This is a genomic window from Pseudomonas sp. SZ40, from assembly GCF_052958135.1.
The window spans coordinates 95,576-117,444 of record NZ_JBQWIF010000008.1 but is presented as its reverse complement, the minus strand read 5'-3'; the positions used below and the strand labels follow the sequence as shown (position 1 = coordinate 117,444).

Below are 21,869 nucleotides of genomic sequence, written 5' to 3'. Positions count from 1 at the left end.
GCTACAGGGGGTTTCGTGCGCAATATTCTGGTTATCGAAGACAGCCCGCTGGTCCTGAAAATCCTCGAGCATCTGTTCCGCCAGGAAACGGATCTGCAACCGGTATTCTGCGCTTCTCTGGCTGAAGCCGAGGTCATGCTGGACACCTCGGCGGAGCTGTTCTTCGCTGCCATCGTCGATCTGCACCTGCCGGATGCGCCGGATGGCGAAAGCGTCGATCTGGTCATGCGCTACGCCCTGCCGTGCATCGTGCTCAGCGGCTCGTACAACGAAAAACGTCGCGATGACCTGCTGCTCAAGGGCGTGGTCGATTACGTGCTCAAGGAAAGCCAGCACTCCTACGAGTACGCTTTCCGCCTGCTGCACCGGCTGGAAAGCAACAGCCAGGTGAAGATTCTCGTCGCCGAGGACTCGGAGGCCACGCGCCACTTCATTCGTCATGTGCTGGCGCCGCATCGCTACCAGATCATCGACGCCAGCGACGGCGAGGAAGCCCTGCGCATTCTCAAGGAACAACCGGATATCGACCTGCTGGTGGTCGACCACAGCATGCCCGGCATCAGCGGCTTCGAACTGGTCAAGCTGCTGCGCCAGAAGATGAAGCGCAACGAGCTGATCATCCTTGGCCTGTCCGCCGATACCAAGGGCTCGCTCAGCGCCATGTTCATCAAGCACGGCGCTGACGACTTCCTGCGCAAACCGTTCTGCCCGGAAGAACTGAACTGTCGGGTGATTTCCACTCTGGAGCGCCGTGATCTGATGCGCGCACTCAAGCAGGCCGCGCAATTCGACGCACTGACGGGGTTGAACAACCGGCGGGCGTTCTACGAGCAGGGAATCCAGCAATTCCAGCTGGCCCAGCGCAGTGGTCGCGATCTCAGCGTGGCGATGCTCGACATGGACTTCTTCAAGCAGATCAACGACGAACATGGCCATGCCAGCGGCGACGCGGCGCTGGTCGCCTTTACCCGGGCGTTGAGCGCAGCGTTTCCCGATGCCCTGCTCGGCCGCCTGGGTGGTGAAGAATTCGCCATGGTCAGCCAGCAGAACGCCGAGCAGTTGAGCCAGGCTCTCGACCGCCTGCGTGAGCAGTGCGCACAGCTCAAGTACGCGATTGGCGCGCCGCCGCTGTCATTCAGTGCCGGCGTCTATCACGGCGCCCCGGATGACCTGGAAAGCCTCCTGCACCTCGCCGACCAGCAGCTCTATCAGGCCAAGCGGCAGGGTCGCGCACGCACGCTCTGGCAGTGACGTTCGCGACCTACAGGCCATGACGCTGCATGATCGCCGCATAGCTGCCATCGGCGCGCATGGCCGCAATCGCGGCGTCGAAACGCCTGGCAATCTCGAGGTGGTTGCCATGGGTCAGACGGATGAGAATGTGCAGGCCGTTTTCGCTCAGGGGCGTCGGCAGGAATTCCAGCTGATCGGCAATGCCCTTGAGCTGGTGGTTGAACTGAAAGCGCGCAACGTATTCATCCTCCAGCGCCAGGCTCACCCGGCCGTGCTGCACCATGTGTGCGGCGCTTTCGAAACTGCTGACGCCGACCTTGCGCAGATTCTTGTCGGCACCGAACTGCGCGGAGTACGCATAGCCACGTAGCACGGCGATTCGGTAGGGGTACAGGTCGGAGAGTTGAGCGAAAGCGATGCCATCGCCCTTGCGCTGTACGAAACGGATTCGGTTGATCAGATAGGGCTCGGAAAAGTGACCGAACCCGGCACGTTCGTCGCTGTACCAGGCATTGATCAGCACATCGTAATCCCCCCGCTGCAACCCCAGGATGGCTCGTTCCCAAGGCACTTCGCGGTAATAGCTGGTGTAGCCGGCACGCTCAAGCGCAGTCGCGACCAGCTCCGCTGCCACTCCATTTCCCGGTAGGCGCTGGTCGGTGAACGGCGGCCAGGTATCGGCGACCAGGCGCAACTGCTCGGCGGCCACAGCGCCGGGCAGCAGGAACAGCGACAGCAACCACGCTCGCCAGCTTTTCAATGCTCATGTGCCCCGAAAGCCAAGAGTGAACCCGCCGCATGAAACATGCCGACGGCGCGCCAGAGGTAACGGCAGACAAGATAGTGGCAAATAGCTATTCCCGTTTTATCCATTGAGCATAATCGCTAGACCAGCCCTGGCAATGCGCGGTTCGCAAAAAAGTCCGAATGGCACCCGGCGGGGCTGCCCGCGTCCATCCGCAAACACGCGCTTGTGGCCCTCCCGCGCCGCGCCGGACAAACCTGATGCGATCACCCTGCGTGGGCGACAGCGGAACCCGGCCTTCAGGTAAACTGCGCCGTTTCGCGTCAGCCCGCAGCGATGCCTGACGCCTAGCGTATGCGAGGACATTGCCGTGCTTTCACCCCAGGTTGTCATCATCGGTGCCGGTGCGGCCGGATTGATGTGCGCCATGAGCGCCGCCGCGCGTGGCCGCAGCGTGCTGTTGCTCGACCACGCCAACAAGGCAGGCAAGAAGATCCTCATGTCCGGCGGCGGGCGCTGCAACTTCACCAACCTGTACTGCGAGCCGGGCAACTTTCTGTCGCACAACCCGCATTTCTGCAAATCCGCGCTGGCGCGCTTCACCCAGTGGGATTTCATCGCCCTGGTGGCCAAGCACGGCGTGCCCTACCACGAGAAGAAACTCGGCCAACTGTTCTGCGACCACAAGTCCAGCGACATCCTCGGCATGCTGCTGGACGAATGCGAACAGGCTGGCGTCGACCTGCGCCTGGATACCTCGGTGAGCGCCATCGAGCGCGGCGAAAATGGCTATCGCCTGAGCTCCAGCCTCGGCCCCGTCAGCTGCGAGTCGCTGGTAATCGCCACCGGTGGGCTGTCGATTCCGACCCTCGGCGCCACCGGCTTCGGCTACCAGATCGCTCGCCAGTTCGGCCACACCCTGCTGCCAACGCGCGCTGGCCTGGTGCCGTTCACGCTGACGGATCCACAGCTGAAAATCCTGTGCAGTGAACTGTCTGGTACTTCGGTGGAAGATTGCCGGGTCTGTTGCAACGGCCAGAGCTTCGTGGAAAACATTCTCTTCACCCACCGCGGCCTCAGCGGCCCGGCGATCCTGCAGATTTCGTCGTACTGGCAGCCTGGCGATGCAGTCAGCATCGATCTGCTGCCGCATATCGATTTGCCGGAGTGGCTGCTGGAACAGCAACGCGAGCGGCCCAACAGCGAGCTGAAAACCCTGCTGGGCGAACTCTTCACCAAGAAGATGGCCGGCCTGCTGGCCGAACACTGGTTCGCGTCCAAACCGATGAAGCAGTACACCCCGGCCGAGCTCAAGAGCATCGCCGAACGCCTGGCGGACTGGCAACTGGTGCCGGCGGGCACCGAGGGCTATCGCACGGCCGAGGTCACGCTTGGCGGCATCGATACCAAGGAAGTGTCGTCCAAGACCATGGAGTCGCTGAAGTCACCCGGGCTGTATTTCGTCGGTGAGGTGCTGGATGTCACCGGCCACCTGGGCGGCTTCAACTTCCAGTGGGCCTGGGCTTCGGGTTATGCAGCAGCGCAGTTCGTGTAGTCGCTGAGCGCGCCTTTCGCAAAAAAACGCGCCATGAGGCGCGTTTTTCATTGCCCGCAAGATCAGCTGCGAGAGGCTTGGGCGTCGATCCGCGTGGCCTGCTCGGCAGCGCCACGCGCTTCACCCGCATAGGACACCGCCGCGGTGAAGACCACATCGGTGTGCGAGTTCAAAGCGGTCTCGAAGGAATCCTGCACCACGCCGATGACGAAGCCGATGGCCACCACCTGCATGGCGATTTCCGTATCGATGCCGAACAGGCTGGTCGCCATCGGAATCAGCAGCAACGAACCGCCTGCCACACCGGATACGCCCGCCGCTGCCAGGGACGACACCACGCAGAGTAGCAGCGCCGTCGGCAGATCGACGTTGATGCCCAGGGTGTGGGTGGTCGCCAGGGCCATCACGGAAATGGTGATCGCCGCACCCGCCATGTTGATGGTGGCCCCCAGCGGAATGGTGATCGAGTAGGTGTCCTTGTCCAGCTTGAGTTTCTCGCACAGACGCAGGTTGACCGGAATGTTGGCCGCCGAGCTGCGGGTGAAGAAGGCCGTCACCGCGCTCTCGCGCAGCACCGTGAACAGCAGCGGATAGGGGTTGCGGCGCATCTTGAGGTAGGCGAGCAGCGGGTTGATCAGCAGGGTCACGATCAGCATGCAGCCAACCATCACCATCAGCAGGCGGGCATAGCCGTACAGCGCTTCGAAGCCGGAGTCGGCCAGCGTGCTGGCGACCAGGCCGAAGATACCGATCGGCGCCTGATTGATGACGAACCGCACCACCTGGGTGAAGGCGTTGGATACGTCATGCAGCATGGTGCGCGTGCTCGGCGCGGCATGCCGCAGGAAGATGCCCAGCGCCACGGCCCAGGCGAGGATGGCGATGTAGTTGGAGGTGTTCAGCGCCTGCACCGGGCCGACGAAGATGCTGGTCAGCAGGTTGTGCAAGACATCGATGATGCTGCCGGGCGGATTGCCCTCGGCCGAGCTGATGTCCAGCGACAGCATGGTGGGAAACAGGAAGCTGGCGCATACCGCCAGGGCCGCTGCGCTGAAGGTACTGATCAGGTACATCATCAGCACCGGACGAATATGGGTGGGCTGGCCACTCTGATGGGCCGCCAGGGAGGAAATCACCAGCACCAGCACCAGTACCGGCGCGACCGCCTTGAGGGCGAGGATGAACAGTTCACCCAGCAGGCCGACCTTGAGGGCGGCATCTGGCGAGAAATAAGCGAGCAGAATGCCCAGCACCAGACCGATGAAGATGCGTAGCACCAGGCTGGTATTGGAATAGGCGGAGGCGATGCGTTTTAGAGTATTCATGTAATAGACGCTGTCCAGAATTCTAGGCTTGATGGCATTGGGGGACAGGTCAGCAGGGGCACGAGCCACGCCAACCGGGCAGGTCACCCCAAGACATCACGCGATTATAAGGGAGGGGGACGGGATCAGCGCCATCTAGATGCTTTGCGGGGACACGCAGGGAGGTCTCACTTGTTATTGTTGTGGACGATCGGAGCCTGATGGCAGCCCTCCAGGCTGCGCATCACGCAGGTTCGACAGGTGAGCGGCTCAGCACTCGATAATGTTCACGGCCAGGCCGCCGCGTGCGGTTTCCTTGTACTTGGTCAGCATGTCGGCGCCGGTTTCGCGCATGGTCTTGATCACCTTGTCCAGGCTCACATGGTGCGAGCCATCGCCGTACAGCGCCATACGCGCGGCATTGATGGCCTTCACCGAGGCAATGGCGTTGCGCTCGATGCAGGGAATCTGCACCAGGCCGCCGACCGGGTCGCAGGTCAGGCCCAGATGGTGCTCCATGCCGATCTCGGCGGCGTTCTCGACCTGCTCAGGCGTGCCCCCGAGTACCGCACACAACGCGCCGGAAGCCATCGAGCAGGCCACGCCGACCTCCCCCTGACAGCCCACTTCGGCGCCGCTGATCGAGGCGTTTTCCTTGTACAGGATGCCGATCGCACCGGCGGTCAGCAGAAAATCGATGATGCCGCGCTCACTCGCACCGGAAATGGCGTTGGCGTAGTAATGCAGCACCGCGGGGATGATGCCTGCCGCGCCATTGGTGGGTGCGGTGACGACGCGGCCACCGGCGGCATTCTCCTCGTTCACCGCCAGGGCCCAGAGGTTGACCCAGTCGAGCATGCGCAGCGGATCTTCCGTGTAGCTGCGCTGAAAGCCACCCAGCTTGCGGGCCAGGATGGCGGCGCGGCGGCGCACCTTGAAACCGCCAGGCAGGATGCCTTCGGTGCGACAGCCGCGCTCGACACAGGCTTGCATCACGCGCCAGATCGCCAGCAGACCGCTGTCGATCTCCTCATCGGTACGCCAGTGGCGCTCATTGCGGCGCATCACCTCGGCAATGCCGATCCCGTACTCGCGGGTCAGGCGCAGCAGGTCGGCGCCGCTGCGAAACGGCAATGGCAATGCCGTGGCATCCGGGGCGATGACCTTGTGCTTGGAGCCGTCGGCGAGGATCGCCTCGCTGACCACGAAACCACCGCCCACCGAGTAATAGGTGGCCTCGTGCACCTGCAGCCCCGCCGCGTCGAACGCCGCGAAGCGCAAGCCGTTGGCATGCAGCGGCAGCGCCTTGCGAATCATCTTCAGGTCGGTCTTTTCGTTGAATGCGACCGAATGACCACCAGGCAAAACGATACGCTTCTCGCTGCGAATGGCCTCGATATAGCCTGCAACCTGCTCGACATCGACAGTGTCTGGCTCATACCCACTCAGACCGAGCAATACCGCCTTGTCGCTGCCGTGGCCTTTGCCGGTAGCACCCAGCGAGCCATACAGCTCGGCCACCACCCGCACGACATTGGGCATATGCCCCTGATTTTCCAGGGCGTGGGTGAACAGCGCCGCGGCACGCATCGGCCCGACGGTGTGCGAGCTCGATGGGCCGATGCCCACCTTGAACAGATCGAATACGCTAACGGCCATGGCGGTATTTTTCTTTTATGAGGTGAAGACAGGTGCCCGGTCATGCACCCGTCGGTGAGAAAAATCTAAGACCCCACTTTCGTTATGTATACTGATTTATTCTTACCCCATTGATTAGAAAATCTTACCTATAGAATTCCGCCCATGGACCTCATCCGCTTACGCACCCTTCGCGAGCTCGCCCGCTGCGGCACCATGGCAGCCACCGCCGAGTTTCTGCACCTGACGCCCTCAGCGGTTTCCCAGCAGATCACTCAGCTGGAACGCGAGACCGACGTGGCATTGATCGAGCGGCGTGGCCGCGGCGTGGTGCTGACGCCCGCAGGTAGTCGACTGGTGGCGCACGTCGAGCGGATTCTGGTGATTCTCGACGAGGCCCGCTCGGAGCTGGCGCAGATGCGCAGCGAAATAGCCGGAGAGCTGCGCGTGGCAGCCTTCCCTTCGATCGCGGTAGCGCTGGTCGCGCCCATCGTACGCAACCTGCGCCAGGCCTATCCGCGCCTGGACGTGGTGGTGGCGGATCTGGAGCCGCAGGAGAGCCTCAGCGCCCTGAGTGCCTGGCAGATCGATGTCGCCGTGATCGACGACCTGGCCGGCGCGGCAAAATCGCGCCAGGAACACTACGAGCTGATTCCACTGACCGAAGATCGCCTGCACGTGCTGCTGCCAGCGAGCCATGCGCTGGCATCGCGCAGCACCCTGACCATCGCCGACCTGCAGGACGAGGCATGGGCGCTGGACTCCACCAATAGCTCCTTTGGTGAATTCATCGGCAACCTGTGCCGCCGCTCCGGCTTCGCGCCGCGTATCAACGCGCACTGCGCCGGGTTCGAAATGGTCGCGGCGATGGTCGCATCCGGCAATTCGATCTCGGTGGTTTCGGGCCTGCGCCTGGTGCGCCCACTGGAAAACGTCACGGCCGTAAGACTCGCACCGGCCATCCAGCGCAAGATATTCCTCGCCTACCGCAAGGGCGAGCGCAAGCATCCCGCCGTGACCGTATTCCTCGACGAGGCGATACGCACGGCAGGAATGCTGGAAGGGTATCAGCGGATCGAGCTGAACGAGTCAGGCAAGGCCTGACCCGCCAGGATCAGAAGCGGAAGACTTCCGCATCGATGCGGATCGGCTCGGCCACCGGCATCTTCGGTGGCTCCTGACGCGCTGCCGGGGTCGGTGCCTTCTTGCGTGGCTCCTCGGCGGCGATCGGCGTATTGCCGTGGTTCTTCACCGCGCTCGCCAATTGCTCGACCAGTTGCTGCACCACCGCGCTCTGGGCACGCACCTGATCGGCGACCGCCCCCTTGTGCTTCTCTTCCAGGTGCACCAGCCGGGTATCGAGCAATTGCCCTTCTCGACCGACCAGCCGCCATTGCGCTTCGAGCACCGCAGGCTGACGGGGACCGGAGTCCAGGCGGGTTACGGACAGCAGTACCTGCACCTGGGCCTTGAAGCCCGGGTTATCCGAAGCGAGCACCAGGCGCTGACTGTTGATCCGGCTCGACAGCTGGCGCAGCACCTGGCGATCCAGGTCGGTGGCCAGGCTGCCGGCCCAACGGGCACCGCCTGCGGTGCTCAAGCTGCCATCGTCCTGACGCTGCAGCAGCGCTTCACGCTGCAGATAATCGGCGACGGTAATGGGGCCCAGCAATACGCTCATCCCGTCCTTGTCAGCGGTCTTGGCGGCGCTTGGGCCACCGTCGAGCTGATAGAGCGAGACAGGCATGAAATGCGAACAGCCAGTCAGCGTCAGCAGACCAGCGAGGAGTAGCGTGAGAGGAAGCCGCTTGAAAATCATCGATGTATTCCAGCTGGCAGTATCGCCAGCGACCATGGCTACAGGTAAAGGGTCAAAAACAAAAAATAGGTAAATCACCGCGCCGGCAAACCCCGGCGAGGTGTCGAATAATCCCTGTCCATATGCAATGCGCCTGCCACCGAACGCCTTGACCCGAAAAGATGGCATAGGGCCCACCGTCAGGCAGGCCCATAAGGGGCTGTATCATCCGTCAAACCGGCCTGCAACTCCAGTAGCAGGCCATTTGCCAGCAGTTCGCTACTCGACCAGCAAGGAGTCGACGCGCTGGAATCCACGCGGCAATTTGTTGCCACGTCGGCCACGCTCACCCTTGTAGTGCTCGAGATCGTCGGCCTTGAGAGACAGGGTACGCTTGCCAGCCTGCAATACAAGCGTCGCGCCCGGGGCCAGCACGGCCAGGTCGGTGAGGTATTCCTCACGGCTGGCGACACGCTCACCCGGAATGCCGATGATCTTGTTGCCTTTGCCCTTGCCCAGTTGCGGCAGGTCGGCGACCTTGAACAGCAGCAGACGACCTTCGGTGGTGACGGCCGCCAACCAGTCCTCCTCGCGATTGGCCAGCGGCCTTGGCGCCACTACCCGCGCGCCATTGGGCAGGCTGAGCAGGGCCTTGCCGGCCTTGTTCTTGGCCTGCAGATCTTCGCCCTTGACCACGAAACCGTAGCCGGCGTCCGACGCGATCACGTACAGCGCCTCGTCATCGGGCATCAGCACGCATTCGAAGCTGGCCCCTGGCGGCGGCGTCAGACGACCGGTCAACGGCTCGCCCTGGCCACGGGCCGATGGCAGAGTGTGGGCGGCAAGCGAATAGCTACGTCCCGTGGAGTCGATGAAAACGGCGTACTGGTTGGAGCGTCCCGGTGCTGCGGTCTTGAAGCCATCGCCAGCCTTGTAGGACAGGCCGGTGGCATCGATTTCGTGCCCCTTGGCCGAGCGCACCCAGCCTTTTTCCGAGAGCACCACGGTGATCTTTTCGTTCGGCAGCAGATCGTGCTCGGACAGCGCCTTGGCCTCGGCACGCTCGACGATCGGCGAACGGCGATCATCACCGTACTTCTCGGCGTCTTCGATGATTTCCTTGCGCACCAGCTTCTTCAGCTTGGTCTCGCTGCCCAGCAGCGCCAGCAGCTTGTCGCGTTCCTTGCTCAGCGCGTCCTGCTCGCCGCGGATCTGCATTTCTTCGAGGCGGGCAAGTTGGCGCAGGCGGGTTTCGAGGATGTACTCGGCCTGTATCTCGGTGAGGCCGAAGCGCTCCATCAGCACCGGCTTGGGCTGATCCTCGGTACGAATGATGTGGATCACTTCGTCGAGGTTGAGGAAGGCGATCAAACGGCCTTCCAGCAAATGCATGCGATGCTCGACCTTGTCCAGGCGGAACTGCAGGCGGCGGCGCACGGTACCCACGCGATACTGCAGCCATTCGACCAGCAGGGTGCGCAGATCCTTGACCTGCGGCTTGCCGTCGAGACCGATGACGTTGGTGTTGACTCGGTAGCTGGACTCCAGGTCGGTGCTGGCGAACAGGTGCTGCATCAGCGCTTCGTGATCGACGCGGCTGTTGGTCGGGATGATCACGATACGGCAGGGGTTCTCGTGATCGGACTCATCGCGCAAATCGGCGATCTGCGGTGCCTTCGAGGGCTTGGCCTGCATCATCGCGGCGATCTGTTCCAGCACCTTGGCGCCAGACACCTGATGGGGCAGCGAGGTGACCACGATGTCACCATCCTCGACGCTGTACACGGCGCGCATACGTATCGAGCCACGGCCGGTCTGGTAGATCTTCAGCAGGTCGGCACGCGGGGTGATGACCTCCGCCTCGGTCGGATAATCCGGGCCGAGCACGTGCTCGCAAAGTTGCTCCACCGTGGCCTTGGGCTCGTCGAGCAGACGCACGCAGGCGGCCGCGACCTCACGCAGGTTATGCGGCGGTACATCGGTGGCCATGCCCACGGCGATGCCGGTGGTGCCATTGAGCAGCAGGTTGGGCAGGCGTGCCGGCAGCGTCGCCGGCTCGTTCAGGGTGCCATCGAAGTTCGGCACCCAGTCCACCGTGCCCTGGCCGAGCTCGCTCAGCAGCACCTCGGAATAGCGCGACAGGCGTGCCTCGGTGTAACGCATGGCGGCGAAGGACTTGGGATCGTCCGGCGCCCCCCAGTTACCCTGACCATCGACCAGGGTGTAGCGGTAGCTGAACGGCTGCGCCATCAGCACCATGGCTTCGTAGCAGGCCGAGTCGCCGTGCGGGTGGAACTTGCCGAGCACGTCACCGACGGTACGCGCCGACTTCTTGTGCTTGGAGTCGGCATCCAGACCCAGTTCGCTCATGGCATAGACGATGCGCCGCTGCACGGGCTTGAGGCCGTCGCCGATGTGCGGCAGCGCGCGATCCATGATCACGTACATCGAGTAATTGAGATAAGCCTGCTCGGTAAAGTCGGCAAGGGAGCGGCGTTCGACACCGTCCAGGCTCAGATCGAGGGTTTCGCTCATGCGTGCCTCATTGCAAGGTTGATTGGCGCAGCATCAAGGTGCCGTCGCGCTGACTGAATTCAAGTTGTTTCAAGGCGCTCATGCCCAGCAGGATTTCGTCGCCATCCATGCCTGGCGCGATGAGCGCGGATACGTCATGCAGCACGATATCGCCAAGCTGCAAGCGCTCCAGACGCGTGCGATGCGCCGTGGCGCGGCCGTTGGCGGTGCTGATCTGCACAGGTGCCCCCGACTGCAGGCCCAGGCTGCGGGCAACCTGGCTGGGGATCGCGACCTGGGTGGCGCCGGTGTCGAGCAGAAAGGTCACCGAGTCACCGTTGATCTGCCCATCGACCAGATAATGCCCACCGGGGCTGCTGGCCAGGCGCACCTCGACATAGTCGCTACCATGCACCGACTGCGGCTGACGGTTGGGATGGCGCTTGTCCTCTTCCCATTTGCCGAAGAAATGCGTGGCCAGCAGCAGCCCCGCCCCCCAGGCCAGGACCAGCATCACCCGGCCGGCACGACGGCCGGCGGTCTGCTCGCTCACCGCGTCGCACCCCAGCCACCGGCAGGCGCCGCGAAACGCCAGACCACCGGCCGACTCTCGCCGTCCGCACGGGCGTGGCCACCGTTGTCGAGACCGATCCAGGCACCTTCCGCATCCACCGACAGCGCCTCGGCAACGCCGTAGCTGACCGGATAGCGACGTTCGTCGGTCAGCGCATCCGCGGCGAACGACCAGCAGCGCTCGGCGTCACCGCTCGCCGGTGTGCGGCGGCAGATACGGTGGGCCTGTCGCTCCAGGGTAAAGAGTTTTTCCTCGTGAAAGGCCAGGCCGGAGAAGTCGACGGGGGCCGGTGCGCCGCCCAGGGCGTCGGGCGAAGCCTCCTGGCCGCCCTCGCTGAGCAGCACGCAGCCCCCTTCGCAGCGCCAGGTGGCACGACGGTGATGCACCACCACCAGGCCACGCCGCTCTTTCTCGGCGGCCAGCCACAGGCGCTCACCAGCCGGATCGACGGCGATGCCCTCGAACTGCGAGTTGAAATGCAGCAGCATGCCGCTGGCCCGTGCCTGGCGCACCATGCCCTCGGGCAATGCCAGCCACTGCGCATCGGCGGCGGGCGGCACCTGCAATACTGCGGCACGACTTTCGCTGACCAGGTAGCGATTGCCCTTGGCGTCGCAGGCGATACCTTCGAAATCCAGATGACCACCGCGCACCAGGCCGGACACCCAGGCGCGCATGCGCAGGCCCCAGGGCAGCGGCATCACGGGTGCCGGCGGCGCCACGAAACGCTCGGCCTCGGCCTGCCAGATCCGCGCGGACGAGTCGAGACGATAGAGGCGATCATCGTCACGATCGGACACGGCCCACAACGCATCGCCGCACCAGGCAAGGCCGGACAGATTGCCCGACTCCATGCCGGCGACCGGGTGCTCGCTGAGCAGCTTGAGTTCCTCGAGTGGCGGGGTATCCGCCAGCACCGGCGTCAGAGCCGAAAACAGCACGACGCCGAGCAGTCGCCGCATCAGAGCAGCACCTCCGCCAGGTTGCCCTTGGACTCCAGCCAGGATTTGCGGTCGCCAGCACGCTTTTTCGCCAGCAGCATGTCCATGACCTCGCGAGTCCCGTCGTAGTCGTCGAGGGTGAGTTGCACCAGGCGCCGGGTGTTGGGGTCCATGGTGGTTTCGCGCAGTTGCGGCGGGTTCATTTCGCCAAGACCCTTGAAGCGGGTCACCTGCGGCTTGCCGCGTTTCTTCTCGGCCACCAGGCGGTCGAGGATGCCGTCACGCTCAGGCTCATCCAGGGCGTAGTAGATTTCCTTGCCCAGGTCGATGCGATACAGCGGCGGCATGGCCACGTACACGTGCCCGGCGTCCACCAACGGGCGGAAATGCTGCACGAACAGCGCACAGAGCAGCGTGGCGATGTGCAGGCCGTCGGAGTCGGCGTCGGCGAGGATGCAGATCTTGCCGTAACGCAACTGGCTCAGATCGCTGGAGCCGGGGTCGAGGCCGACGGCCACGGCGATGTTGTGCACTTCCTGGCTGGCCAGCACTTCACCGCCGTCCACTTCCCAGGTATTGAGGATCTTCCCGCGCAGCGGCAGGATCGCCTGGAACTCCTTGTCCCGCGCCTGTTTGGCGGAGCCACCGGCGGAGTCACCCTCGACCAGGAACAGCTCGCAGCGCATCGGATTCTGGCCAGCGCAATCGGCCAGCTTGCCGGGCAGCGCCGGGCCTTGGGTGATCTTCTTGCGTTCGACTTTCTTGCCCGCCTTGAGGCGGCGGCTGGCATTGCTGATGGCCAGTTCGGCCAACTGCTGGCCGAACTCCGGATGGGCGTTGAGCCACAGGCTGAAAGCATCCTTGACCACGCCGGAGACGAATGCGGCCGCCTCACGGGAAGACAGGCGCTCCTTGGTCTGCCCGGAGAACTGGGCGTCCTGCATCTTCATCGACAGGACGAACGCGATCCGCTCCCAGACGTCTTCCGGGGCCAGCTTGACTCCACGGGGCAGCAGGTTGCGGAACTCGCAGAATTCACGCATGGCGTCCAGCAGGCCCTGGCGCAGTCCGTTGACGTGGGTACCGCCCTGGGCAGTGGGAATCAGGTTGACGTAGCTTTCCTGCACCGAATCGCCGCCTTCCGGCAGCCACAGCAGCGCCCAGTCCACGGCCTCCTTGTTGCCGGCCAGGCTGCCGCAGAAGGGTTCGTTGGGCAGGCGTTCGTATTCGCTGACCGCATCGACCAGGTAGGAGCGCAGGCCGTCTTCGTAGAGCCACTCGACCAGCTCGCCGCTGGCCTTGTCATGGAAGCTCACCGCCAGGCCGGGGCACAGCACGGCCTTGGCCTTGAGCACGTGTTTGAGGCGGCTGACCGAGAACTTGTGGGAATCGAAATACTTGCCATCCGGCCAGAAATGCACACTGGTGCCGGTGTTGCGCTTGCCGACCGTACCGATCACTTCCAGATCGCTGGCCTTGAAACCATCGGCGAACGCCATGGAGTACTCGTTGCCGTCGCGCTTGACCCGTACTTCGACCCGGGTCGACAGGGCGTTGACCACCGAGATACCCACGCCATGCAGACCGCCGGAGAACTGGTAGTTCTTGTTGGAGAACTTGCCACCAGCGTGCAGCTTGGTGAGGATCAGCTCGACCCCAGGCACGCCCTCTTCCGGATGGATGTCCACCGGCATGCCGCGGCCGTCGTCACTGACCTCCAGGGAATTGTCCTCGTGGAGGATCACCTGGATGGATTTGGCGTGCCCCGCGAGGGCTTCGTCGACGCTGTTGTCGATGACTTCCTGGGCCAGGTGGTTGGGGCGGCTGGTGTCGGTGTACATCCCCGGCCGCTTGCGTACCGGATCAAGGCCGGAAAGGACTTCGATGGCATCTGCGTTGTAGGCGTTTTGCTGGGCCATAGGTCTCTGAAATGCTCTGATTAATCGGGGTTCGGGCGCGACCGGTCAGGACACGGGCGCGATGCCGGCGAAGGCAAACAGCATGGGCAGGCGCTCGGCGAAGCCCTGAAAACCATGGTCGCCGCCAGCCTCGATGCGCAGGGCGCAATGCCGGTAATACGCCTGGGCGTGCCGGTAATCGAGGGTTTCATCGGCAGTCTGCAGCCATACCTGATAACGGGCCGGATCAGTGGGCGGGGGCGTTTCGAGCTCCGCCAGTGCCGTCACGTGATCGGCAGTCAGATCCCACGTTTCGCCACTGTAATGGTTACGTTGCGGGCCGAGGTAGCCGTCGAACAGCCGGTGCGGGCACACCGCAGGGTTGATCAACAGCGCCTTGAGGCCATGCCGTTCGGCCAGGTGGGTCGCATAGTAGCCGCCCAAAGAGCTGCCGACCAGCACGGGGCGACCGAGCTCGGCAATCAGCGCCTCGAGCTCGGCGATGGCCTGGCGTGGATGATGATGCAGGGCCGGAACGCGCAGTTGCGCCTGCAGCCCCATGGCGGTCATGGCAGCGATCAACTGGCTGGCCTTGGTGGAAGCCGGCGAGCTGTTGAGCCCATGGATATAAAGAATGCTGGTAGTCATAACGGGAGGCTACTAGCGCCGCCCCATCAGCGGCAAGCCCTGCGGCTGGCGGATCGCCCCCAGCCATAGCGGATTTCATGCGGCAACGCGGCTTGCGCTGGAGCGTAGGCGGATCGCTCAGTAACCGCCGACACTGTAGTCGGGCTCGAAAACCATCCCGCTGACCCGCGACACCTCGGTTTCCAGACGACCGTCATCGTACAGGCGCAGCCAGCGGTAGCCGGGCGCCGTGCTGTCGACCTGAAACTCTTCGCTGCCGGGAGTGAACTGTACGCAGGTCGATGGCGAGGCAAGCAGGCGTACCTTGCCGCGCATCTCGTCGATGGTTTGATGGACGTGCCCCCAGAGGACCGCCCGCGTTTGCGGAAAACGGTCCAGCACAGCGAACAGCGCCTCGGGATTGCGCAAGCCTATCGGCGCCATCCATTGGCAGCCGATGTCCACCGGATGGTGATGCAGGCAGATCAGATGGTGGCGATCGGGGGCCTCGCTCAGCGCCCGTTCGAGCAGCGCCAGTTGCGGATCCTGCAGGTAACCGGGCACAGCACCGGGGATCGAGGAGTCGAGCATGACCAACCGCCAGTTGCCGATATCCACGACAGGCTCGAGCAGGTCGGTGCCCACGCAGGCCGCCTTCATGGCCGGGATCTCGTCGTGGTTGCCGGGGATCCAGCGAGCCGGGGCATTCAGCGCGGCGCTCAGCTCGACAAAGCGCCCATAGGAGGCAGGGCTGCCGTCCTGAGACAGATCGCCAGTCGCCAGGATCATGTCGATGTTCGACTGTTCCTGAAGCACCAGATCGACCACCAGGCGCAGGCTGTCGGCGGTATCCATGCCCAGCAGCTTGCCGTCCGCAGCGGCAAACAGGTGACTATCGGTAAGCTGCACGAGCAGTACCGAAGAATCGGCGGGGGTGGACACGGACGCACTCGACAAGGTGCTTCTCCATAGAGGGCAAGTGCAAATTATGGAAGCGCGGCGTGGGCCCGGTAAACCCACTAATAGGGACTAGTTCACAGAAATCCGAAGCAGTTTGATAGCAAGACGCCATCTCACAGCAAAGGTTCGGTTTCGTGCCCACATGCCAGGCAGTGACTCAGCCATTCGCCGAGGAACACGTTGAGCTGGGTTTTCTCGTCCGGCTGGTGCATGGCGGCATTGGGATAAGGATAGATGCCGCGAAAGCGCCGTGCACTCTGGGCACCGGTGACCTCTGCCATGCGCGCATCGTGATAGACACGCACCTCCAACTGCGGCACGGGCAGCCACGGCAGGCTGTGCTCCTGACGTACCTGGACGGTGGAGGTGTACGGGCAGCACTCCACCACCTCCAGCGCCAGCACGCCAAGCTGCCGCTCACCCTGGCTGAGCGCCACACGGCGGGCAGCGTGAGCTTCGCGCATGCCGGGCAGCAAACGCATGAGCCGCGCGTAATTGGCCTCGCAAGCAGCCTGCAGTTCGATCAGATCGACCCGGTAGCGCTCACGCAGCAGATTTACCCCCATAGGCCCCTTACCTCGGCGCGATTGAGCGCCAGCCATTGCAAGGCGATGATGCTCGCCGCGTTGTTGATCTGCCCATCCTTGACCGCCTGCAAGGCATCCTCGAAAGGCCAGACCTGCACGCGAATGTCCTCGCCCTCTTCCTCGAGGCCGTGTATGCCGCCCACACCGGCGCTGTCGCAGCGACCGAGGAACAGGTGCACGAATTCGTCGGAGCCGCCCGGCGACGGGAAATAGCGCGTTATCGGCCACAGCGAGGTCAGCGTCAGCCCGGCCTCTTCCTCGGCTTCACGCAGCGCGACTTCGTCGGGCTCCTCGTTCTTGTCGATCAGCCCGGCTACCAGTTCGACCAGCCAGGGGTTGGCGGCCTTGTGCATGGCACCAACCCGGAACTGCTCGACCAACACTACGCTGTCGGTCACCGCATCGTAGGGCAGCACGCACACGGCATCGTGGCGGATGAACAGTTCACGGCGGAGCACTGGCCCCATCTCGCCGGAAAACTGCTGGTGGCGCAAGTGAAAGCGATCCAGACGGTAGAAACCGCGGAAGCATTCTTCACGTTCGATGATTTCCACCGCATCCGGGCCGGGGGTAAAGGTTTCGGTCATCTGCTTTTCTCTCGTTTGCCTGCTTATTGAATGCATCCTAGGGGCTGTTAAGCCTCTCCCGCAAGCGACGCATCGAAACCCTGGCCGATCCGCTCGCATTGACGAATAATCGCGAACTCCACTGCCGTCAGGCAGTCGAACACCCGTCCTTCGCCAATGGCTTTCCTGCATGAAAACATCCTCCATTGCCCGCCTCGGCGCCATCCTCAGCCTGGGCCTGCTGCTCGGCGCCTGCCAGAGCCTGTCCGGGCCGGACACGCCAGCCGCCCTCGCCACCAGCAACGAGCGCTGGGAGCACAAGGCACCGGGTTGCGCCGCCCAGGACTGCCCGCTGGTCAACATCGAGCTGCAGCGGGTAACCGACCACCCCGAGCTCAATGCACGGATCGAGTCGACTCTGCTTGGCCTGGTGGGCACCGCCACCGGCGCCAGACCGCAATCGCTGGCCGATCATGAACGTGAGTTTCTCGCCAACGGCAAACCTGGCTGGGTCAGCTATCTGCAGGACAAGGTCATCAGCCAGCATGACCGCCTGGTGGTGATCGAACTGTCCAGCTACCACTTCATCGGTGGTGCCCATGGCGTTCCGGGTCGTACCTACCTGAACTATGACCGTGAGCTGAACAAGGTGCTGAGCCTGCAGGACTTCATCGTCCCTGGCGAAGAGGCCGCGTTCTGGCAGGTCGCCCAGCGCGCTCACCAGGCCTGGCTGATCGCCCAAGGGCACGGCGACGATGTGGAATTCCGCAAGACCTGGCCCTTCGAGCGCACGGCGAATATCGCCCTCAACCCCGACGCGGTGATGCTCAAGTACGATGTCGCCCGCCTGGCGCCCTACTCCGACGGCCACCCCGAGATCAAGATCCCTTACAGCCAGCTGCAGGGGATCCTGCGCCCGGCCTACATGCCCGGCGCCGCGGCACGCTGAGAGAAGGCCGGGTGAGCGGCAGCCCTGCCGTCCACCCGGCTGAGCGTCACACCTGCCGGTAGATCACCGAGCCCTCTTCCTTGAAGCGCTCGGCCTGCTCCTTGAAGCCGGCCTCGACCGCCTTGCTGTCGTCGGACAGACCGTTGACCTTGGCGTACTCGCGCACTTCCTGAGTGATTTTCATCGAGCAGAACTTCGGCCCGCACATGGAGCAGAAGTGGGCGACCTTGGCCGAGTCTTTCGGCAGCGTTTCGTCATGGAAGGCACGCGCGGTATCCGGGTCCAGGCCGAGGTTGAACTGATCTTCCCAACGGAATTCGAAACGCGCCTTGCTCAGCGCGTTGTCGCGGATCTGCGCCCCCGGGTGCCCCTTCGCCAGGTCGGCCGCATGGGCGGCGATCTTGTAGGTGATGATGCCGGTCTTCACGTCATCCTTGTTGGGCAGCCCCAGATGCTCCTTGGGGGTGACGTAGCAGAGCATGGCGCAGCCGAACCAGCCGATCATCGCCGCACCGATGCCGCTGGTGATGTGGTCGTAGCCTGGCGCGATATCGGTGGTCAGTGGGCCCAGGGTATAGAACGGTGCCTCGTCGCAGCACTCCAGCTGCTTGTCCATGTTCTCCTTGATCAGTTGCATCGGCACGTGGCCCGGGCCTTCGATCATGCACTGCACATCGTGCTTCCAGGCAATCTTGGTCAGCTCGCCAAGGGTCTCCAGCTCACCGAATTGCGCGGCGTCATTGGCATCGGCGATGGAGCCCGGGCGCAGGCCGTCACCCAGCGAGAAGCTGACGTCGTAGGCCTTCATGATTTCGCAGATGTCTTCGAAGTGGGTGTAGAGGAAGTTTTCCTTGTGGTGCGCCAGGCACCACTTGGCCATGATCGAACCGCCGCGACTGACGATGCCGGTAACCCGCTTGGCGGTCAGCGGCACGTAGCGCAGCAGCACGCCGGCGTGAATGGTGAAGTAGTCGACACCCTGCTCGGCCTGTTCGATCAGGGTGTCGCGGAACAGCTCCCAGGTCAGGTCTTCGGCCACGCCGCCCACCTTCTCCAGCGCCTGGTAGATCGGCACGGTACCGATCGGCACCGGCGAGTTGCGGATGATCCATTCGCGGGTTTCGTGGATGTGCTTGCCGGTGGACAGGTCCATCACCGTATCCGACCCCCAGCGAATGCCCCAGGTCAGCTTGGCGACTTCTTCCTCGATGCTCGAACCCAGCGCCGAGTTACCGATATTGCCGTTGATCTTAACCAGGAAGTTGCGGCCGATGATCATTGGCTCCAGTTCGGTGTGGTTGATGTTCGCGGGAATGATGGCGCGGCCACGGGCCACTTCGTCACGAACGAACTCGGCGGTGATTTCCTTGGGAATGCTGGCGCCAAAACTGTTGCCGGCATGCTGCTCCTTGAGCAGCCCGGCCGCGCGGTGCTCGGCGAGCTTCATGTTCTCGCGGATGGCGATGTATTCCATCTCCGGCGTGATGATGCCCTGTCGCGCGTAATGCATCTGGCTGACATTCTTGCCGGGCTTGGCGCGGCGCGGGTTGCGCACATGAGCGAAGCGCATCTTGGTCAGCTCGGCATCGGCCAGACGGCGCTGGCCGAACTCAGAGGACAGGCCATCGAGGCGTTCGGTATCGCCACGATCCTCGATCCAGGCGCTGCGCACGTCGGCAAGGCCCTTGCGCACGTCAATGGTCACGCTCGGGTCGGTGTAAGGGCCGGAGGTGTCGTAGACGGTGACCGGGGCATTGATCTCGCCACCGAAGTCTGTCGGCGTCACGTCCAGGCTGATTTCGCGCATCGGCACGCGAATGTCCGGGCGCGAGCCCTGGACGTAGATTTTCTGCGAGCGGGGAAAGGGCTGGATCGACTGCTCGTCGACCTGGGCGGACTCACTGAGGTTCTGTTGTTGTTTGACGCTCATCGGTTGGCTCCTCGGCTTGATGTCGGAGCGAACCTGATGGACGTGATGAAGCAACACCACGCCGTGGCTGTTTGAACATGCAGGATTCGTGAGAGCGCCGGCATGATCGAACAGCCAGGGCGCGGGCGCACCGCGAACGCGGTGCGGGGGTTTCCACCATGCAGGTCGCTGAAAACTATCCGCGTGCCATCGCACACGTTTTCAAACGATCTGTAGAGGTGGATACCTCTTGTTCCCTACGCAGGCCTTAACCTGATCAGGTTCAACGGGATCCGGAACTATCCGATCTCAGCCTCCGATTCGAGGCACCCCGACAAGAACTCGGCCAGTCTACTGACAGCTGCCCGCCGCAGCAACGCCGGCAGGACCCGCAGGTCGGATAGTGACGCCTGCCTGCCCATCACCGCGCGCCTTGACCACCCCGATGGCCGGGCTTAGTCTCGCCGACTACTGCCCCCTCTAGGATTCGCTGACATGCTGCGCAGACTCTCCCTGGCCGTCGCCGTGACCGCTGCCTCAACCGCCACGGCCTGGGCAGATCCGGCCCCGCTGTCGGTACGCACCGACCTGATGTCGGTGTATCAGGAGGCCGCCGCCAACAATGCCGATCTGGCCGCCGCCCGAGCCGACTACCAGGCCCGCCGCGAAGGCGTACCGCAGGCCCGCGCAGGCCTGCTGCCGAACCTCAGTGCCGGCGCCCGGACGACGGACACCCGCACCGCCCTGCAACAGCCCTCCGCCACCCAGTCACGCAGCGGTACGCTGTACCAGGCCAACCTCAGCCAGCCACTGTTTCGCGCCGACCGCTGGTTCCAGCTGCAGGCGGCCGAAGCGGTCAGCGAGCAGGCCGCCCTGGAGCTTTCCGCCAATGAGCAGAACCTGATCCTGCAGAGCGCCGAGGCCTATTTCTCGGTGTTGCGCGCCCAGGACAACCTGGCCTCCACCAAAGCCGAAGAAGCGGCCTTCAATCGCCAGCTCGACCAGGCCAACGAGCGGTTCGACGTTGGCCTCTCGGACAAGACCGACGTGCTTCAGGCCCAGGCCGGTTTCGATACGGCAAGGGCCAATCGCATCATTGCCCAGCGTCAGGTCGACGACGCCTTCCAGGCCCTGATCACCCTGACCAACCGCGAATACCGGAGCATCGAAGGCATCCAGCACAGCCTGCCGATTCTTACCCCCGTGCCCAACGACGCCACCGCCTGGGTCAACACCGCGGCCGCGCAGAATCTCAACCTGCAGGCCAGCAACTTTGCCGTCGATGCGGCCGAGGAAACCCTGCGTCAGCGCAAGGCCGGGCACGCGCCGACCCTGGATGCCGTGGCCCGCTATGAGCGCGGAGACAACGACGCACTGGGCCTGAGCAACCCCAACTACACCGGGCAGAACTATGGCAGCGACGTGTCGCAACGCAGCATTGGCCTGGAACTGAACATTCCGTTGTACAGCGGCGGCCTCACCAGCTCCCAGGCCCGCGAGGCCTACCAGCGCCTCAGTCAGTCCGAGCAACAACGTGAAGGGCTGCGCCGTGAGGTGGTACAGAACACCCGCAACCTCTATCGCGCGGTGAACACCGACGTGGAAACCGTACAGGCTCGCCGCCAGTCGATCATCTCCAACCAGAGCGCGCTGGAAGCCACGGAAATCGGTTATCAGGTAGGCACGCGCAACATCGTCGACGTACTGGACGCCCAGCGCCAGTTGTACAGCGCAGTGCGCAACTACAACGACGCGCGCTACGACTACATCCTCAACAACCTGCGCCTGAAACAGGCTGCCGGCACCCTCAGCCCTGCAGATCTGGACGCTCTGGGTCGTTACCTGAAGCCGGACTACAACCCGGACCGCGACTTCCTGCCCACGGATCTGGCCAAGGCCGCCGAAGCACGCCTGCAAGGCGACGAGTAAGCGCAGGTAGAATGGACAATCTGCTGGGATACCGGATCAGGCCCACCGATTGTGGGAGCGGGCCATGCCCGCGATCTCGCGCGCATGGCCCGCTCCCACAATGAATAGAGATTGGCCCACGCCCGCAGCGTTGCAGCGAAGC

18 protein-coding genes and 1 riboswitch are annotated in these 21,869 nt (G+C 63.6%); of the genes, 5 read left to right on the top strand and 13 right to left on the bottom strand.

What is annotated here, in order from left to right; translation table 11 throughout:
* Positions 1–15: 15 nt before the first annotated feature.
* Positions 16–1,251: a diguanylate cyclase domain-containing protein gene (locus ACT9T4_RS09230; RefSeq protein WP_499116609.1), complete on the top strand. Its 1,236-nt coding sequence runs from the start codon at positions 16–18 to the stop codon at positions 1,249–1,251.
* Positions 1,252–1,261: 10 nt separating this feature from the next.
* On the opposite strand, the gene ACT9T4_RS09225 is transcribed toward ACT9T4_RS09230, so the two are convergent.
* A complete protein-coding gene (locus ACT9T4_RS09225; RefSeq protein WP_499116607.1) occupies positions 1,262–1,993 on the bottom strand; it encodes a substrate-binding periplasmic protein in 732 nt (243 codons plus the stop codon).
* 355 nt (positions 1,994–2,348) lie between these two features.
* On the opposite strand from ACT9T4_RS09225, the gene ACT9T4_RS09220 reads away from it, so the two are divergent.
* On the top strand, positions 2,349–3,533 hold the full coding sequence (locus tag ACT9T4_RS09220) for a BaiN/RdsA family NAD(P)/FAD-dependent oxidoreductase (RefSeq protein WP_499116605.1): 1,185 nt from the start codon (positions 2,349–2,351) through the stop codon (positions 3,531–3,533).
* A 62-nt stretch (positions 3,534–3,595) separates the two neighbouring features.
* Here the strand turns inward: ACT9T4_RS09220 and sstT are convergent, their stop codons facing one another.
* Both sstT and ACT9T4_RS09210 read right to left on the bottom strand, forming a co-directional pair.
* Positions 3,596–4,858: a serine/threonine transporter SstT gene (gene sstT, locus ACT9T4_RS09215; protein ID WP_179539288.1), complete on the bottom strand. Its 1,263-nt coding sequence runs from the start codon at positions 4,856–4,858 to the stop codon at positions 3,596–3,598.
* Positions 4,859–5,107: 249 nt separating this feature from the next.
* On the bottom strand, positions 5,108–6,496 hold the full coding sequence (locus tag ACT9T4_RS09210) for an L-serine ammonia-lyase (RefSeq protein WP_042554423.1): 1,389 nt from the start codon (positions 6,494–6,496) through the stop codon (positions 5,108–5,110).
* A 144-nt stretch (positions 6,497–6,640) separates the two neighbouring features.
* Between ACT9T4_RS09210 and ACT9T4_RS09205 the strand changes: the two genes are divergently transcribed.
* Complete coding sequence (locus tag ACT9T4_RS09205) at positions 6,641–7,579, top strand: LysR family transcriptional regulator (RefSeq protein WP_042554422.1); 939 nt, start codon at positions 6,641–6,643, stop codon at positions 7,577–7,579.
* Positions 7,580–7,589: 10 nt separating this feature from the next.
* On the opposite strand, the gene ACT9T4_RS09200 is transcribed toward ACT9T4_RS09205, so the two are convergent.
* The 9 genes from ACT9T4_RS09200 to ACT9T4_RS09160 form a co-directional block, all read right to left on the bottom strand.
* Positions 7,590–8,294 (bottom strand): PqiC family protein, encoded by a 705-nt coding sequence (locus ACT9T4_RS09200; RefSeq protein ID WP_042553938.1) that lies wholly within the window; start codon positions 8,292–8,294, stop codon positions 7,590–7,592.
* A 258-nt stretch (positions 8,295–8,552) separates the two neighbouring features.
* Positions 8,553–10,808, bottom strand: coding sequence for a DNA topoisomerase IV subunit A (gene parC / locus ACT9T4_RS09195; RefSeq protein WP_499116601.1), 2,256 nt, complete (start codon positions 10,806–10,808; stop codon positions 8,553–8,555).
* Positions 10,809–10,815: 7 nt separating this feature from the next.
* A complete protein-coding gene (locus ACT9T4_RS09190; RefSeq protein ID WP_042553936.1) occupies positions 10,816–11,340 on the bottom strand; it encodes a retropepsin-like aspartic protease family protein in 525 nt (174 codons plus the stop codon).
* Positions 11,337–12,323, bottom strand: coding sequence for an esterase-like activity of phytase family protein (locus ACT9T4_RS09185; RefSeq protein WP_499116599.1), 987 nt, complete (start codon positions 12,321–12,323; stop codon positions 11,337–11,339). Before ACT9T4_RS09185 ends, ACT9T4_RS09190 begins: the two co-directional genes overlap by 4 nt.
* Positions 12,323–14,221, bottom strand: coding sequence for a DNA topoisomerase IV subunit B (parE, locus tag ACT9T4_RS09180; protein WP_042553934.1), 1,899 nt, complete (start codon positions 14,219–14,221; stop codon positions 12,323–12,325). The genes ACT9T4_RS09185 and parE overlap by 1 nt, the downstream gene beginning before the upstream one ends.
* Before the next feature lie 45 nt (positions 14,222–14,266).
* Positions 14,267–14,848, bottom strand: a complete 582-nt coding sequence (locus tag ACT9T4_RS09175; RefSeq protein ID WP_042553933.1) for a YqiA/YcfP family alpha/beta fold hydrolase — start codon at positions 14,846–14,848, stop codon at positions 14,267–14,269.
* Positions 14,849–14,965: 117 nt separating this feature from the next.
* Positions 14,966–15,784 (bottom strand): 3',5'-cyclic-AMP phosphodiesterase, encoded by an 819-nt coding sequence (gene cpdA / locus ACT9T4_RS09170; RefSeq protein WP_499116596.1) that lies wholly within the window; start codon positions 15,782–15,784, stop codon positions 14,966–14,968.
* 116 nt (positions 15,785–15,900) lie between these two features.
* The gene (locus ACT9T4_RS09165; protein ID WP_042553931.1) at positions 15,901–16,353 is read right to left on the bottom strand and encodes a DUF1249 domain-containing protein; all 453 of its coding nucleotides are present in this window, start codon (positions 16,351–16,353) and stop codon (positions 15,901–15,903) included.
* A complete protein-coding gene (locus tag ACT9T4_RS09160) occupies positions 16,344–16,961 on the bottom strand; it encodes an NUDIX domain-containing protein (protein WP_042553930.1) in 618 nt (205 codons plus the stop codon). The genes ACT9T4_RS09165 and ACT9T4_RS09160 overlap by 10 nt, the downstream gene beginning before the upstream one ends.
* 169 nt (positions 16,962–17,130) lie before the next feature.
* Here ACT9T4_RS09160 and ACT9T4_RS09155 point away from each other — a divergent pair, with 169 nt between their 5' ends.
* Positions 17,131–17,889, top strand: a complete 759-nt coding sequence (locus tag ACT9T4_RS09155; protein ID WP_179539291.1) for an RsiV family protein — start codon at positions 17,131–17,133, stop codon at positions 17,887–17,889.
* Positions 17,890–17,935: 46 nt separating this feature from the next.
* Here ACT9T4_RS09155 and thiC read toward each other — a convergent pair whose 3' ends face one another.
* Positions 17,936–19,819, bottom strand: coding sequence for a phosphomethylpyrimidine synthase ThiC (thiC, locus tag ACT9T4_RS09150; RefSeq protein WP_042553928.1), 1,884 nt, complete (start codon positions 19,817–19,819; stop codon positions 17,936–17,938).
* A 216-nt stretch (positions 19,820–20,035) separates the two neighbouring features.
* Positions 20,036–20,142, bottom strand: a riboswitch (TPP riboswitch).
* 151 nt (positions 20,143–20,293) lie between these two features.
* Between thiC and ACT9T4_RS09145 the strand changes: the two genes are divergently transcribed.
* On the top strand, positions 20,294–21,727 hold the full coding sequence (locus ACT9T4_RS09145; RefSeq protein ID WP_499116593.1) for a TolC family outer membrane protein: 1,434 nt from the start codon (positions 20,294–20,296) through the stop codon (positions 21,725–21,727).
* The last annotated feature ends 142 nt before the right edge of the window (positions 21,728–21,869 follow it).